Raw genomic sequence first — 15,117 nt, 5'->3', positions numbered from 1 at the left:
TTTATTAGGGAATCAAGGGGTCACTACATCATTGTGGTCGGTAGTTGAATCCTTTCGACCAATTCCAAGCCAGTGCCATTGGAGAAATAGTTAACTGCAATATATCATTGACGTGTGTGGCCGAAATGCCAGGGATTATTCCTTTTACGCTTTTGCTTAACGCCATTAAATTTTCATGTAACTGTATTGATGGCGTTATTACTTTTTCATTAGCGACTCTTTCATCAGCGATTGCATGCATAAAACCTCCGGTTTTTTCATACGGCATGATTAACGTAGATATGGCAAGTTTCATATCCCCGCAGCGTGCAATCACTACTTTAAAGTTGATTTGGTTTTCGTCAACCCTTGTCGATTTTATTTTAGGTTTTATTTATCTGTTGTTTCGTTTTTTGCTTGGGTATTGGCTATTTTAAATGTAACTTTAATTATAAATATATAATATTTCGATAGTGGTTTAAATAATCTTTCCACCGGCAATATCAGCGCTCATCAGCACTGATATTGCCGTTATGGTGTTATCTGCCAACCGTTGACGTCACGACAACCTCGGCCCAGCCGCACCAAACCCGTGGGCGGTTGCCGTCATCATGCTCATCAGCGAGACGCAATCGGTCAGGTTGCGGCGTGAGGCGATCATCAGCGGTGTTTCCCCGGCGGCATTGGCCCGATTGGGGTCCGCGCCGGCGGTGAGCAGGCTGGTGACCATCTGGATGACGTCCTCTTCTTCAACCTCGTCTTCATCGAAGAATAACGCGGTATGCAGCGGCGTATTTTCACCGTCGTCTGGCGCATTGACGTCAAACCCTTGCTCACAGCAGAGTGTCACAATCGCCTGATGCCCGAGATAGCAGGCATAGTGCAGCGGTGTGATACGCCGCTCGTTAGCCTGATAGGCAACCTCACCGTGTAGCAGCACGGTTCTGAACTGGGCTTGTGCCGTGTCGCTATGACGCCGCAGACAGATGGCGTGCAGCAGGTTATCGCCGTTGTTGGCGCGTTGGTGGCGGATTGTTGACGTGGATTGGCGCGCCCACAGCAGGTCAAAATAAGGGGCAGCGCAGTATTGTGCGGCCAGCATCAACGGGGTTCGACCAAGCTTATCGGGCTGCTGCGCGTCGGCACCGCGCTCCAGCAGCAGGTGGACAATCGATTCCCGGTTGGCGCGTAGAGCGAAGATCAGCGGCGTGTCGCCATCCTCATCGGCGGCATTGATATCCGCGCCATGATCGAGCAGACGCTTGACGATCTCGCCTTTGAGTTCCGGATCGAAGCTGTGCTCTGCCTCCGTCTCTTCGTCATCGGGGTAGGTGTCGTAACTGTAGGCGCGTGCTATCGCCTCATGCAGGGCGGTGCGCCCTTGCGCATTCGCCTGACGGGTGTCAACGCCGTGCGCCAATAGCGCTTCTAGCCCGGCCAGGCTCCCGTACCCGGCGGCGCACATCAAAGGATAGTCGCCATCGGGATCGACCCAATGACAGTCGGCTCCGGCCGCTAACAGCAGCTCTACGGTTTCGCGGCGCGAGACTTTATCTACCCACCCCCAGTTGCTCAGTGCGCGGTGCAAGGCGGCGGAATTATCGAAGCCGCCGACGGCGTTAGGGTTTGCGCCACGCTCAAGGAAATAGCGCACCAGCGGCGTTTGGCATTTGGACACCGCCATCAGCAGCGGCGTCGCCTCGGTGCCGCTTCTCGCTTCAAGGTCCAGCAGCCCACGCCGTTCCAGCTCATCAAGGTACGGGGTCACGGTCGATTCCGCTCTGCCGCTCAGCCGGGTGCAGGCAAAATGGACGAACTGCTCTTGCTTGATACAGGTGCGGCGAGCCGGATCGGCACCGTGATCCAGCAGCAGGGTAAAGATGTCGAAGTAATCCTGCATGATAGCCCATTCAAGCGCACTGTTTTCTAACCGCATCACCCCGTTGCGATGATCGAACTCAGGCGTGAAGCGACGCTTCGCGGTACAGTTGGGATCGGCACCCGCCGTCAGCAGCATGTTGCACACGGCATAGGCGTATTCCGGTGTGATCTTATCACTGTTGCCACTCACACGATCCATCGAGTAGATCAGCAACGGTTGTTCAGCATAAACGATGCTATTGTTCTTGATCTCTCTGCCGATAATGCGATTCGGATCGTTACCGACGATCAGGCGCTTGACGGTTTCCAGCGCCACGCGGGAACCGATGGCGCGCTGTAGCGGGTCGCCAGAGATCTCGCTGGTAACATCAAGGGGTTCTGGCAGGTTATCGAGCAGCGGGCTGATATCCTCGCCGGCTTTGGCATATTCCAGGCAATAGGCGATCATATTGCCGTTGAAATGTTCGTCTCTGATCTCGGCATTCAGCGGCCACCCGATATCCAACAAGGTGCGCGCCAATGGAATAAAATACTCGGCATCGTACAGCGCAATGCACGCGGCAAGCGTGTGGGTGGTGCTCAGCGGCGCGTAGTCATGCGAGTTATAATTAAACGGCTCTGCGAGTGGCAATGACAGCCCTTTGCTGCGGTAGATCCCCTGTAAACGGCGCAGCACGGCGGAGACCTTGCTCAGGCGCATCCGTTCTCCGTTGGGGTTCTGGGTAAAGAGGTAAGAGAACACCGTGCCCTGTTTACAATCGATCCAGGTGAGATTGGCACCGCGCGTTGCCAGTAAATTGGCGGTCTCCATGTGGCCGAACCACACCGCCAGATAAAACGCTGACAGGCCGTGACATTCAATGGCTGCACCGCGCTCCAGCAGCCAGCTCAGCAGGGCCTGACTATGTTCCACGTTGTCAGGCCAACCGGTGACGATGTGCAGCGCGCTGATTTGAAAATGGGACCACGCCCCCGAGGTGTTGATATCGGCACCTTTGTCCAGCAGGGTGCCCAGCAGGGATAGTTTTTCATCCCGCCGCAGACCGGTTGCGGTGACGATATCGATAAACATGGTGTTGATATCGGGGGCATCATGCGGCAATTCGTCAATGATCTGCCGGATGGTTCGCGAATCATGGATCAGGATACTGAGGGGAAGCTCATGCCCTTGGCTCTGGTTCAACTCGAAAATCAGTTTTACCTGCTTTGGCCGGAAGTTTTTGCTGGTGAGATAATCGATGAGTTCCGCTTTCTCATCGTCAGGAATCGTGATCCCGGCTTGCAGCAGCCGGATAAAACCGGCGAAGTGTCCGCGTTTGAGTGCTTCCAGCCCGAGACCGGCATAATGGCAGCTGTCCAAATCCAGGTCGTGTTGCAGCCCGCCTTTTTCCAACTCATCCAGTACGCTGGTGAAGGTGGTAATACTGAGTTTATCCTGGGTGTTGTACAACGTAGCGTTGGTCAGTGCTGAATAGAGCGGCGTCGCCCATGGCTGCTCTGCCCGGTTGACGTCAGCGCCCAGGCGAATAAGCCAACGCAGACGCAGGGTATCAATGGTGATTTCTTCCTGACTCAGGTAGTAGGCAAGCACCGTTTTACCGCTGGCCCGGGTATCGATCGTGTTGAGATCCAAGCCCTGTTGCAGAAAGAACGCGACGTGTTTCTCTTTAAGATCCTTACGTCGCACCATATGGTGCAGCAGCGGTAAGCCATCGATATATTCTGGCAGGAAGATGCCGGAATCGAGAAACGCTTCAATCAGCGGCAAACAGAGTGAATTGACGACCTCGTTTATCGCGGGGAGGTGTCTGCCCTGTTCACCGATCACCGGCTCGCTCCCCTGCGACAGCAGGTAGCGTGCAATCTTCGCTTCGCGGTAGGTGACGGCATAGTGCAGCGGCGCGTAGCCGTGCTCATCAGGCTGATTGCAGTTGGCAGCATCGATACGCTGCTGGATTTTTTTAAGGCTGCCTGATTTGATCAGGTCGCCGAGGGTCTTGGGGCGGCTGAAAAACATCGATTTGATTTCGCGTATCCTTACGTAACAGCATGATATCACGACATCGTTAACACCGCATCGGTGAAAAAACTAGCGATAAAACGGTCCTGTCGTCACCGAGTCGCGCAGGATCAGTGATGCCGGATAGGCTTTGCGTTGGCTCAGCGTCCCGCCATCCAGCATGGACAGCAGCCGATTGATCATCTCTTGAATCATCTCACCCAACGGCATTTTCACGCTGGAGAGCGAAGGGATGGTAAACGCGGCCGTGGGCAAGTCATCAAAACCAATCACCGACACCTGCTCGGGCACACCAACCCCGCGCGTATACAGCTGTTTTAGCGCGCCGATGGCCATATCATCATTGCTGGCGACCAACGCGGAAAAGCTGACCTGATTGTCGAGCAGAGTATTGACGGCTTCCACACCATTGGTAAGTGCCCACTTACCGATAACGATACGGCGTTCATCCACGGGAATAGCGTGCTGTTCCAGCGCCGCTTTGTAGCCTGCGAGGCGCTCCATACCGGTGGGCGAATCCAACGCGCCGGTGATAAAGGCAATCTCACGATGCCCTTGATCGATCAGGTGGTTGACGGCATTGCGGCAGGATTCATGCTGATCGGAGTAGATGCAGTAGCTGTCATTCACCCGTAACCGGCGGTTCAGCACCATGATGGGCTGTTTATGCTGGCTGATGATCTGATCCATTTCATCAATGGTGAGAAAACGCGGATAGATGATGATGGCATCGCAGCGTAAATCGATCAGGAATTGAATCGCGGCGCGCTCTTCTTCCGCACTGTGTTTGCCGTCCACCAGCAGCAGCTGGCGACCGTGTGCCTCGGTCATTTTTGCCGCTTGAAACAGCAACTCGCTGAAGTACGTGCCGTGATACAAGGTATTGGTGATCACCAGCCCAATGGTTTGTGATTTCTGCGCGGCGAGGTTACGTGCCAACAGATTGGGGCGATAGCCACTCTCTTCTATCGCTTTGAATACACGCTCTTTTGTTTCCTGGCTGACGTAACCGTTACCTGACAACACCCGCGATACCGTCGATTTGGCGACCCCGGCCTTCTTTGCCACCTCAAGTATGGTTGTCATGTGCTGTTACCCGCTGAATGGTTATCTTGCGACAGTCTACTCATTTTGCCGTTGCTTTTCAGTAGCTTCGTTGAGGCTGCCCTGTTAACGGTAGGTGATCATTATCACGAAAAGGAAAATTAATCGTTTTCCTCTCTTGTTTGGCGCTGTGAAACGTTTCATGATTTTGTGGAACCGGTTCCCTATGGCGATTTTTTCCGCACCGACACCAAGAGATAACTAACCTATGTCTAAGAATTATGAAACTGTCTCTCGCGCTATTGTGGATGCGCTGGGGGGACTGGATAACATTGAAGCGGTGACGCACTGCATGACGCGTTTGCGCTTCGTGGTAAAAGATAAAACGCAGGTGGATAACCCGACACTCAAAGCCATCAGCGGCGTGATGGGCGTGGTAAACACGGAAACGCAGTGTCAGGTGATTATTGGCAACAACGTTGCCAAAGCCTATCAGGAAGTGTTGAAGCTTGGCCCGGCGGGCGCCGCGGGCACGCAACCCGATGCCAAACGTAAAATCACCTTAAAAAGCATCGGCGCAGGCATTCTGGACGCGTTGATTGGCACCATGTCGCCGCTGATCCCGGCAATTATCGGCGGTTCAATGGTGAAACTGCTGGCGATGATCCTCGACATGTTCGGCGTGTTCGAGAAGGGATCTTCGACGCTGGTGATCCTGAATGTGATCGGTGACGGTGCGTTTTTCTTCCTGCCTATCATGGTGGCGGCCTCGGCGGCACTTAAATTCAAAACCAACATGTCGCTGGCTATTGCCATTGCGGGCGTGCTGGTGCATCCCAACTTTATCGATTTGATGGCGAAAGCGGCGCAAGGGCAGGTGGTCGAGTTGGCGTTTATCCCCGTCACGGCGGTGAAATATACCTATACGGTTATTCCGGCGCTGTGCATGACCTGGATCCTGTCGTACATCGAAAAGGGCATCGATCGCATTACGCCGGCGGTGACGAAGAACTTCCTGAAACCGATGCTGATCGTGCTGGTATCTGCGCCGATCGCCATTGTGATTATCGGCCCGCTGGGGATCTGGATCGGCAGCGGTATCTCTTCCATCGTTTACACCATCCACGGCTATCTGGGCTGGTTATCGGTGGCGATCATGGGTGCGCTGTGGCCGCTGCTGGTAATGACCGGTATGCACCGGGTATTTACCCCGACCATCATTCAAACCATTGCGGAAACCGGCAAAGAGGGCATGGTGATGCCTTCCGAAATCGGTGCCAACCTGTCGCTCGGCGGCTCCTCGCTGGCGGTGGCGTTCCGCACCAAAAACCGTGAACTGCGCCAGACGGCGCTGGCGGCAGCGGCCTCCGCCATTGTGGCCGGGATCTCCGAACCTGCGCTGTACGGCGTGGCGGTGCGGCTGAAACGTCCGCTGATTGCCAGCCTGATCAGCGGCTTTATTTGCGGCGCGGTAGCCGGAATTGGCGGCCTTGCCAGCCACTCCATGGCGTCGCCCGGACTGTTTACCAGCGTGCAGTTCTTCGATCCGACCAACCCGATGAGCATTGTGTGGGTGGTGGCCGTGATGATTTTGGCGGTGGTATTGTCGTTTGTGCTGACACTTATCCTTGGCTTTGAGGATATTCCTGAAACCGAAGAGGAATCGCGTCCGGCTAACGCCAAAGCGAGTGAACCGGTGCAAGCTACCAGCGTTAGTTAATCGATATTGGTATAGAGAAAAGGTGATTCATGTCAGCAGCGACATTTCCAGACGGATTTTTATGGGGGGGCGCCCTGGCGGCAAACCAGTCAGAAGGCGCTTATCGGGAAGGTGGCAAAGGGCTGACCACCGTGGATATGATCCCGCACGGCCCCGCCCGTTTGCCGGTAAAGCTGGGGCAAGAGAAGCGTTTTACGCTGCGTGACGACGAGTTCTATCCCAGCCATCAGGCGATCGATTTCTATCATCGCTACAAGGAAGACATCGCGCTGATGGCCGAGATGGGGTTTACCGTGTTCCGCACCTCTATCGCCTGGAGCCGCCTCTACCCGAAGGGCGATGAACTGACGCCGAACCCGGACGGTATCGCCTTTTATCATGCGGTGTTCAGTGAATGCCGCAAATACGGTATTGAACCGCTGGTGACGCTGTGCCATTTCGATGTGCCGATGCATCTGGTTACCGAGTATGGCTCGTGGCGTAACCGCAAGATGGTGGAGTTTTTCACCCGCTATGCGCGCACCTGCTTCGAAGCGTTCGATGGTCTGGTGAAATACTGGCTGACGTTCAACGAGATCAATATCCTGCTGCACAGTCCGTTCTCCGGTGCCGGTCTGGTGTTCGAGCCGGGTGAAAATCAGGATCAGGTGAAGTATCAGGCAACGCACCATGAACTGATTGCCAGCGCGCTGGCAACCCGGATCGCGCACGAGGTGAATCCTGAAAATCAGGTGGGCTGCATGCTGGCTGGGGGAAACTTTTATCCGTGGTCCTGTAAGCCCGAAGATGTGTGGGCGGCACTGGAAAAAGATCGGGAAAACCTGTTCTTTATCGATGTGCAGGCGCGCGGCGCTTACCCGTCCTATTCCGCGCGGGTGTTCCGCGAGAAAGGTGTCCATATCGAGATGCAGGACGGCGACGCTGACATTCTGAAAAACACCGTTGATTTTGTCTCTTTCAGCTACTACGCCTCACGTTGTGCCTCGGCGGAGATGAATGAGCACAACAGCAGCGCGGCCAATATCGTTAAATCCCTTACCAATCCGCATATTACTCGCAGTGAATGGGGCTGGGGCATCGATCCGCTTGGCCTGCGCATCACCATGAACATGATGTATGACCGTTACCAGAAGCCGCTGTTTCTGGTGGAAAACGGTCTGGGCGCACGTGATGAGATCAATGCCAACGGCGAGATTGAGGATGATTACCGCATCAGCTACCTGCGTGAACACATCCGCGCCATGGGCGATGCGATCGATGACGGTATCCCGGTCATCGGCTACACCACCTGGGGCTGCATCGATCTGGTCGCGGCGTCGACCGGGGAAATGAGCAAGCGATACGGTTTTGTCTATGTCGATCGTGACGATCTTGGCAACGGCACGCTGGAACGGCGCAAGAAAAAATCCTTTGCCTGGTACCAGAAAGTGATCGCCAGCAACGGGCAAGATCTGGATTAACAAAAAACGGTATCACCCGAGTATCGCGTCTGATACTGCAAAAAAGCTGCGCCTGGCGTTAATACTGTCGGGAGCGGCTTTTTTAATAAACCAATCGTAAACAAACATAGGGTGGGGTTGCTTCCTGAAAGATGATTGCATAACGGTTTAGCCAACGACTGATAGAGATAGGGGTCTGTTTCCAAATCAACACTATTATCTCTTATGGCACTTGCAACCTTTGATGAAATATCATCTCCGATGAACCGCTGGCAGTTACTGAGTCATCTGCTGCGCGGTGATATTCACCCTGATGAGAAGAGCGTTTGGCTAAAGCCCGCCTACCGTCTTAAATTTCTGGCGCGCTCGCTCCTTCACCCTATTTTGACACTTAACTGGCTCGACTACATTGCCAGCCATCCGCAGCGGGCGCAGATGCTGTATGCCCAAATGGCGCTGCCCGATAAACTTCAACGGCCGTACCTCTCCAGCCGTTTTTCTGCACGCCACGCCTTGGCCGCGCTGTGTTATCACTATGATGCCGTTGCCTGTGCCAACCCAACGTTACGTCGCCTGATGCTGACGCCCGGCGGTGTCCCTATCGTCAATTTGCAGGGCAAAAGCGGTGACGCTTACGCGTTGCTATTAGGTTCCCACTCATCACTGGATAAAGAGGGAGAGATAACGCTTCAGTTGTGTACTGAAGGGATGCCACTGGCGCGCATGACCATGACGGTAGTGCAGTTCGAAGGAAAGAGAGCGTTATTTATCGGTGGGTTACAAGGGCCAACGCGGCACTTGCAACAGCAGAAGGCGCGCATCTCGCAGGTGACGCGTGATTGCCATGGGTTGTTCCCCAAACGACTGGTACTGGAAACGGCCTGCGCACTGGGCGAGTTGTTGGGGGTGGAGTGCATGGTGGCGGTGGGAAATCATACCCATGTTTATCAGAATTGGCGCTACTGGCGTAAAAAGAAAACCAGTTTTCATGCCGATTATGACAACTTTTGGCTCTCCGTGGGGGGGCAATTGCGACCCGATGGCGTATGTCAGTTGCCGCTGCGTATCGCGCGCAAAAGTCTCGACGACGTCGCCAGTAAAAAACGGGCAGAGTATCAGCGTGCGAACGGCGTGTTGGCGGAGATCCATCAACAGCTGCATGCCTTGAAATGAGACCTTGATGCCTGTCTGGCATGAGAATGACGAGGTTGAGCACGGTGAGAATGGCTGCCGGTGACCTGTTTGCATTGCTTGACTTTTAATATATGAATAGCTATTCATATATTAAATTATCTAAAGGCAGGAGAGGTACAATGTCCCATTCTCACCATGATCATGCTCACGACCATGCGCCGACGGTAACGCGGTCGAATGAGCGCAAGGTCCTGATCGCTTTTGTGATTACTTTTACCTTTATGCTGGTGGAAGTTGTGGGCGGAGTGCTTTCCGGTTCGTTGGCGCTGCTGGCGGATGCGGGACATATGCTGACGGATGCCGCTGCACTGGCGTTGTCCTATGCAGCCTTTCGTTTTGGCCGTCGTAATGCAGACACCAAGCGCACCTTTGGCTATTTGCGTTTCGAAGTCATTGCCGGTTTTATCAATGCGCTGACGCTGTTTGCTATCGTCATCTGGATAGCTTATGAAGCGTGGCTGCGTTTTCGCCAGCCGCATGAGGTGCTGGCGGGCCCGATGCTGGTCGTGGCAGCGATCGGGCTGCTGGTGAATATTGTGGTGTTCTGGATATTGACGCGCGGCGACAGCGAGCATGTCAATATCAAAGGCGCTGCACTGCATGTGATGGGCGATCTGCTCGGTTCCATCGGTGCTATCGCGGCGGCTATTGTGGTCTATTTTACCGGCTGGACCCCCATCGACCCTATCCTGTCGCTGGTGGTGTCCGTGCTGATTTTGCGCAGCGCATGGGCGTTATTGAAAAAATCGCTGCACATACTCTTGGAAGGGGCACCCGCCAATGCTATGCCGCAAGAGATTGAACGCTACCTTAAAGACAACGTAGCGGGAGTGGCAGATATCCACCATGTGCACGTGTGGATGATCACGTCGGGGCGCACCCTGGCCACATTGCATGTACGCGCCAAAGAGGGGGCGGACGTGCGTCAGGTGGTTCGGCAGGTCGAGCGCGAGCTTTATGACCGTTTTCACGTAGAACACGCAACGGTTGCCATTGACTGGGGTGATGAAGATGAGGCGGCCTGTAAGTGCAGCCTGTCACCCTTCAAGGAAACACATCAACATCATGGCGATCAATCTCATCATCATGATACGGACACATCTGTTACGCGAGGGCACGCACATTGAGTCGTCATGCCATGCTTTCTCTGCATGAAACTACCATCCTGTCAGAAACGTTTCGTCTGATGGGCGATCCTACCCGTTTGCGCATTTTGCATTTCTGCCTGACGGGACCACATGCAGTCGGTGATATTGCGCAAAATCTGGCGCTTTCGCCGTCACTGGTGAGCCACCATTTACGTCTGCTACGCGGAGCGCGCTTGGTGAAGCGGGAGCGCCGGTCACGCCAGATTTTTTATACCGTGGCGGATCACCATGTCACCACCATGTTGCTGGACATGGTCAACCACATTGGCGAATCACAAGAAGAAGAGTGACGTCTGTCAGAAAACGAGCCTGCATGCTGAAAGGGTTGCCACAGACTTCTCGCTACGGGTAGGGTAGTTGTGGTTTTTTTACGGCTACCGTTGATAACGCGAGGGGGAGAAATGGGGGCGATTCTTTTATTGGAATCTCGGGCAGAGGAGCTGCGTGCGCTGTTAAGCACCAAAGCGTCGGGGTTGGCCTATTGCCTTCCTGATGACGGAGAAGATGCCGTCGCACGCTGTGACATTTGGCTTGGTGAGCCGGACCGGGCGGTATCGTTGCTGACTGCTGGGCATCGCCCGGCATGGCTGCAATCTACCTGGGCTGGCTTCAAGCCGCTGCTTGCAGCGAATCTCCCGCAAGACTACCGGTTGAGTCGCGCCGTCGGGGTGTTTGGTCAGCCGATTGCACAATACATCCTGGCGCATCTGTTGGCCCATGAGCAGCGCTTGTTCGCATTGCAGGCACAGCAGCAACGTCAGGAGTGGGATCGCCACCTGTCCGGGCTATTGACGGGAAAAACCTTATTGATCGTTGGCGCGGGCGATATTGGCGCCGAGGTGGCCGCCATGTTGCGGTCGTTTGGTGTAACGCTACATGGCATTGTCAATACACCGCGGGCGTTGCCCGGTTTTGCGCGTGTGTCGGGGATTGACGCGCTGGCGCACGACGTGGCGCAGGCTGACTATGTGGTGAATCTGCTGCCGGATACGCCGAAAACGCAGAACCTGTATAACGCAGAGTTGTTCGCATGCATGAAATCCTCCACGGTATTTATCAACGTGGGGCGCGGCTCGTCGGTAGTGGATGACGATCTGGTGGCGGCGCTGCGTGCCGGAAAACTGGCAAGAGCGGTGCTGGATGTTTTTCGTCAGGAGCCGCTGCCGCCGGAACACCCTTTCTGGCTAACGCCCCAACTGACCTTGACGCCGCATATTGCAGGACCGATGGTGCCTGCGCTGATGGCGGATCTGTTCCTGGATAACTTGCAACGTTACTCTCAGGGTGTGGCGCTGCGCGGCGAGGTTGATTTTTCACGCGAGTATTGAGTTAGCAGGCGTTGAGCACTAGCGCGCAGGGAATGACCACTTGCGCGCATTTTCACTGAAAAGGGCTTGCCAGCCTGAAATGATTGGTACATAATGCTCACCGCTAGCACGAAATATTGAATAAGTTTAGTATATTCAATGTGTTACGATTAGTAGAAATGCACTTCCTAAGCGGGAATAGCTCAGTTGGTAGAGCACGACCTTGCCAAGGTCGGGGTCGCGAGTTCGAGTCTCGTTTCCCGCTCCAAAATGTGATGTGTAGAATGTACTATCATTCTGCAACGCGTTAAAAAACAGACCGAAAGGTCTTTTTTTTTGCCCGTAATCCTGGCATGAGCCATCCACGGGCATGATGTCATTACCTACGCTGCTCCCCCTCCACGTGTTCGCACCCTAAACTTTTACGCATTTGAGCTTTAAGCGGCTCCTATGCCTTCTTTTCTTGTTGTATGCCATCACTTTCATACAACTGCAAAATGCGTTCCGCGAAGTCATCATCGACGGTGTAAAAGTAGCTTTCCGGCACGCCAAGTACGCGGGCAAAGGCGCACATCATCTCGAAGGTGGGGCGATAGGTGCCGCTTTCATACTGAGAGACGCGCGACCGTGCGGTCGCTTCTTCGATACCCGCGAGGACTCCGAGTTTTTCCTGAGTCAACTTGGCATGCAGGCGGGCGGATTTAAGGCGAGCAGGTAGCATCATGGCACCATCGATAATCGATATTGACTTAGTGTTTAGCATTACTTAACATCGCCGTTGTTTAGATATGCTGAACATTTGCACATAATAACATCGGGGGATGGTAATGGACGGTAAGGACTGGCACCCGGCAGATATTATTGCTGCGCTGAAAAAGCAAGGTACAACACTGTCTGCACTTTCCCGAGAGGCGGGATTGGCGTCATCAACACTGGCAAACGCGTTGGCGCGACGTTGGCCCAAAGGCGAACGGTTGATTGCTAAGGCGTTGAGTAAACGGCCTGAGGAGATTTGGCCTTCACGCTATTAGTCCGCATAGAGGAAATGGTATACGCCTTAATTTTCCACCAAAAAGCGCTTCATGCCTCCCCTGTCGAGGAGTAGCCTTGCATTATCCCTGACGCAATACATGGAATTTGCAATGAGTGTGATTTATGTGGTGGTACTGACGTATGTGCAGCCGCTTGAGGCGATTGATAAACAGATTCCTGCCCATGTTGAATGGTTGAAACAGGGCTATGCCGACGGTATTTTTCTCGCATCAGGCCGCCGCATTCCGCGCACTGGCGGTGTCATTTTGGCAAAGAGCGACAGCCTCGAACAGTTGCAGGCGCGCCTTAGCCAGGATCCGTTTCAGAAACTGGGGCTGGCCAACGCAGACATCATCCCGTTTGATGCCAGTATGACGGCGCCTGCGCTGCAAGGCCTGCTGTGATTTCTTGGTGCTAAAGTGACCGGCTCATCGATGCTGATTGAGCGGGTTGTGCCTCCTGCATTTTTATACCTTTTTTACACCCCCGCCTGAGATATTAACGACATTTTTACACCCCACTTCCTACACTCGAGCCACATTCAATAAACGCGGGGAGATAAACCGTGAATGTGGGACTGATGACCGGCATCGTGCTGGTATTTCTGTTACTGGGCTATCTGTTTTATGCCCTGTTTCGGGCGGAGGAATTCTAATGGCGGCCAATGCGTTTTTACTTCTGGCCAGCTTTCTGGCCGTATTATTGCTGCTGGCCCAGCCGTTAGGTCGGTTGATGACGGGGATGGTGCTCGATCGCGCTTTACCCGGCGTGGCGGCGTTCGAACGCGGGATATGGCGCGTGTGCGGCGTGTCAGACAGCGAGATGAACTGGCGTCAGTATCTGTGCGCCATTCTGCTGTTTAACGCCCTTGGGTTGTGCTTTCTGGTAGCACTGTTGATGGCGCAGGGGAGCTTGCCCTATAACCCGCAGCAGTTGCCCGGTTTGTCCTGGCATTTGGCGCTGAACACCGCCATCAGTTTTGTCAGTAACACCAACTGGCAATCCTACGCCGGGGAATCCACCCTGAGCTATTTCAGCCAGATGGTGGGGCTTGCAGTACAGAATTTCTTATCGGCAGCGACCGGGATTGCGGTGCTGTTTGCGTTGATGCGTGGCTTTTCCCGTCAGAGCACCGATGAACTCGGTAATGTCTGGCGCGATCTGACGCGTATTACGCTGTTTGTACTGCTGCCGCTGTCGCTGCTGATGGCGTTATTTCTGGTCAGCCAAGGGGTGATTCAGAATGTTAACCCCTACCTTACGCTCACCACGCTTGAAGGCGTGCAGCAGACGCTGCCGATGGGGCCGGTGGCGTCGCAGGAAGCGATCAAAATGCTCGGCACCAACGGCGGCGGCTTTTTCAATGCCAACTCCGCTCACCCGTTCGAAAACCCCACCGCGTTAACCAATTTTGTGCAGATGCTGGCGATTTTCCTAATTCCGGCCGCGCTGTGTTTCACCTTTGGCGAAACGGTACGCAACCGGGCGCAGGGACGCACCCTGTTGTGGGCCATGACGTTGATGTTTGTGGTGGCGGCGGTGTTGGTCATGATGGCGGAAGTGAAGGGCAACCCGCATTTGACGCTGCTTGGCGCCGACAGCGCGATGAACTGGGAAGGGAAAGAGAGCCGCTTCGGTATTCTCAATTCCAGCCTGTTTGCGGTGATCACCACGGCGGCATCGTGCGGGGCGGTCAACGCCATGCATGACTCCTTTACCGCACTGGGGGGGATGATTCCGCTGTGGTTGATGCAACTGGGTGAAGTGGTGTTTGGCGGCGTGGGTTCAGGGCTGTACGGCATGCTGATGAACGTGCTGCTGGCAGTGTTTATTGCCGGATTGATGATTGGTCGCACGCCGGAATATTTGGGCAAGAAAATCGGCGTGCCGGAAATGAAGATGGCGGCGATTTATATCCTGATTACCCCGTCTCTGGTGCTGTTGGGTACGGCGCTGGCGATGATGACCGATGCCGGGCGCGCCGGAATCTTTAACCCGGGACCGCACGGTTTTAGCGAAGTGCTCTATGCGCTCTCTTCTGCGGCCAACAACAACGGCAGCGCGTTTGCCGGGCTTTCTGCCAATACGCCGTTCTGGAACCTGCTGCTGGGCGCGGCGATGTTGATGGGACGCTTTGCCCCTTTCATCCCACTGCTGGCCATTGCCGGTTCACTGGCGGCGCGCAAGACCCAGCCTGCCAGCCCCGGTACCTTGCCGACGCACGGCGCACTGTTTGTCGCGCTGATTATCGGCACCGTGCTGCTGATTGGCGCACTGACCTTTATCCCTGCGCTGGCGCTGGGGCCTGTTATCGAACATTTGCAGTTACTGGCGCGCTAATCGCCGGAGAATT

14 protein-coding genes and 1 tRNA gene are annotated in these 15,117 nt (G+C 54.6%); 11 read left to right on the top strand and 4 right to left on the bottom strand.

The genetic code is table 11. The features are described 5' to 3' along the window. Window positions 1–28: 28 nt before the first annotated feature. The 3 genes from J5067_RS22165 to J5067_RS22155 form a co-directional block, all read right to left on the bottom strand. Window positions 29–241 (bottom strand): hypothetical protein, encoded by a 213-nt coding sequence (locus J5067_RS22165; protein ID WP_264644425.1) that lies wholly within the window; start codon window positions 239–241, stop codon window positions 29–31. 297 nt (window positions 242–538) lie between these two features. After that, complete coding sequence (locus J5067_RS22160) at window positions 539–3,877, bottom strand: ankyrin repeat domain-containing protein (RefSeq protein WP_264652033.1); 3,339 nt, start codon at window positions 3,875–3,877, stop codon at window positions 539–541. A 72-nt stretch (window positions 3,878–3,949) separates the two neighbouring features. Then, window positions 3,950–4,966: a LacI family DNA-binding transcriptional regulator gene (locus J5067_RS22155; protein WP_264652032.1), complete on the bottom strand. Its 1,017-nt coding sequence runs from the start codon at window positions 4,964–4,966 to the stop codon at window positions 3,950–3,952. Between the two features lie 226 nt (window positions 4,967–5,192). On the opposite strand from J5067_RS22155, the gene ascF reads away from it, so the two are divergent. The 7 genes from ascF (at window position 5,193) to J5067_RS22120 (ending at window position 12,000) form a co-directional block, all read left to right on the top strand. Further along, window positions 5,193–6,644, top strand: coding sequence for a PTS cellobiose/arbutin/salicin transporter subunit IIBC (gene ascF / locus J5067_RS22150; protein ID WP_264644428.1), 1,452 nt, complete (start codon window positions 5,193–5,195; stop codon window positions 6,642–6,644). Window positions 6,645–6,673: 29 nt separating this feature from the next. Beyond that, entirely contained in the window at window positions 6,674–8,104 is a 1,431-nt protein-coding gene (locus tag J5067_RS22145; RefSeq protein ID WP_264644429.1) for a 6-phospho-beta-glucosidase, read from the top strand. A 240-nt stretch (window positions 8,105–8,344) separates the two neighbouring features. Further along, a complete protein-coding gene (locus tag J5067_RS22140; RefSeq protein ID WP_264652031.1) occupies window positions 8,345–9,256 on the top strand; it encodes a VirK/YbjX family protein in 912 nt (303 codons plus the stop codon). A gap of 140 nt (window positions 9,257–9,396) precedes the next feature. Continuing rightward, window positions 9,397–10,404 carry a cation diffusion facilitator family transporter gene (locus J5067_RS22135; protein ID WP_264652030.1) on the top strand — a complete coding sequence of 336 codons (1,008 nt, stop codon included), beginning with the start codon at window positions 9,397–9,399 and terminating at the stop codon, window positions 10,402–10,404. 11 nt (window positions 10,405–10,415) lie between these two features. Next, the gene (locus J5067_RS22130) at window positions 10,416–10,715 is read left to right on the top strand and encodes a helix-turn-helix transcriptional regulator (protein WP_264644764.1); all 300 of its coding nucleotides are present in this window, start codon (window positions 10,416–10,418) and stop codon (window positions 10,713–10,715) included. A gap of 111 nt (window positions 10,716–10,826) precedes the next feature. Continuing rightward, entirely contained in the window at window positions 10,827–11,753 is a 927-nt protein-coding gene (locus J5067_RS22125; RefSeq protein WP_264652029.1) for a D-2-hydroxyacid dehydrogenase, read from the top strand. 171 nt (window positions 11,754–11,924) lie between these two features. Further along, a tRNA-Gly gene (locus tag J5067_RS22120) sits at window positions 11,925–12,000 on the top strand. A 180-nt stretch (window positions 12,001–12,180) separates the two neighbouring features. Here J5067_RS22120 and J5067_RS22115 read toward each other — a convergent pair. Continuing rightward, on the bottom strand, window positions 12,181–12,453 hold the full coding sequence (locus tag J5067_RS22115) for a helix-turn-helix domain-containing protein (RefSeq protein WP_264628731.1): 273 nt from the start codon (window positions 12,451–12,453) through the stop codon (window positions 12,181–12,183). Between the two features lie 106 nt (window positions 12,454–12,559). Between J5067_RS22115 and J5067_RS22110 the strand changes: the two genes are divergently transcribed. The 4 genes from J5067_RS22110 (at window position 12,560) to kdpA (ending at window position 15,104) form a co-directional block, all read left to right on the top strand. Next, window positions 12,560–12,763 (top strand): helix-turn-helix transcriptional regulator, encoded by a 204-nt coding sequence (locus J5067_RS22110; protein WP_264628730.1) that lies wholly within the window; start codon window positions 12,560–12,562, stop codon window positions 12,761–12,763. 111 nt (window positions 12,764–12,874) lie between these two features. After that, a complete protein-coding gene (locus J5067_RS22105) occupies window positions 12,875–13,168 on the top strand; it encodes a YciI family protein (protein ID WP_264644433.1) in 294 nt (97 codons plus the stop codon). 161 nt (window positions 13,169–13,329) lie between these two features. Continuing rightward, entirely contained in the window at window positions 13,330–13,419 is a 90-nt protein-coding gene (gene kdpF, locus J5067_RS22100) for a K(+)-transporting ATPase subunit F (protein WP_196907966.1), read from the top strand. Beyond that, on the top strand, window positions 13,419–15,104 hold the full coding sequence (gene kdpA / locus J5067_RS22095; protein WP_264652028.1) for a potassium-transporting ATPase subunit KdpA: 1,686 nt from the start codon (window positions 13,419–13,421) through the stop codon (window positions 15,102–15,104). Before kdpF ends, kdpA begins: the two co-directional genes overlap by 1 nt. The last annotated feature ends 13 nt before the right edge of the window (window positions 15,105–15,117 follow it).

The sequence above is a fragment of the Candidatus Symbiopectobacterium sp. NZEC151 genome (genome assembly GCF_025962655.1).
In the GTDB taxonomy this organism is placed as follows: domain Bacteria; phylum Pseudomonadota; class Gammaproteobacteria; order Enterobacterales; family Enterobacteriaceae; genus Symbiopectobacterium.
The sequence above is the reverse complement of the archived record's forward strand: the minus strand, read 5'-3'. Positions and strand labels throughout refer to the sequence as shown.

Coding starts and splice junctions, on each gene's coding strand:
- J5067_RS22165 (WP_264644425.1), bottom strand. CDS start 241: ATGCATGCAATCGCTGATGAAAGAGTCGCTAATGAAAAAGTAATAACG.
- J5067_RS22160 (WP_264652033.1), bottom strand. CDS start 3,877: ATGTTTTTCAGCCGCCCCAAGACCCTCGGCGACCTGATCAAATCAGGC.
- J5067_RS22155 (WP_264652032.1), bottom strand. CDS start 4,966: ATGACAACCATACTTGAGGTGGCAAAGAAGGCCGGGGTCGCCAAATCG.
- ascF (WP_264644428.1), top strand. CDS start 5,193: ATGTCTAAGAATTATGAAACTGTCTCTCGCGCTATTGTGGATGCGCTG.
- J5067_RS22145 (WP_264644429.1), top strand. CDS start 6,674: ATGTCAGCAGCGACATTTCCAGACGGATTTTTATGGGGGGGCGCCCTG.
- J5067_RS22140 (WP_264652031.1), top strand. CDS start 8,345: ATGAACCGCTGGCAGTTACTGAGTCATCTGCTGCGCGGTGATATTCAC.
- J5067_RS22135 (WP_264652030.1), top strand. CDS start 9,397: ATGTCCCATTCTCACCATGATCATGCTCACGACCATGCGCCGACGGTA.
- J5067_RS22130 (WP_264644764.1), top strand. CDS start 10,416: ATGCTTTCTCTGCATGAAACTACCATCCTGTCAGAAACGTTTCGTCTG.
- J5067_RS22125 (WP_264652029.1), top strand. CDS start 10,827: ATGGGGGCGATTCTTTTATTGGAATCTCGGGCAGAGGAGCTGCGTGCG.
- J5067_RS22115 (WP_264628731.1), bottom strand. CDS start 12,453: ATGCTACCTGCTCGCCTTAAATCCGCCCGCCTGCATGCCAAGTTGACT.
- J5067_RS22110 (WP_264628730.1), top strand. CDS start 12,560: ATGGACGGTAAGGACTGGCACCCGGCAGATATTATTGCTGCGCTGAAA.
- J5067_RS22105 (WP_264644433.1), top strand. CDS start 12,875: ATGAGTGTGATTTATGTGGTGGTACTGACGTATGTGCAGCCGCTTGAG.
- kdpA (WP_264652028.1), top strand. CDS start 13,419: ATGGCGGCCAATGCGTTTTTACTTCTGGCCAGCTTTCTGGCCGTATTA.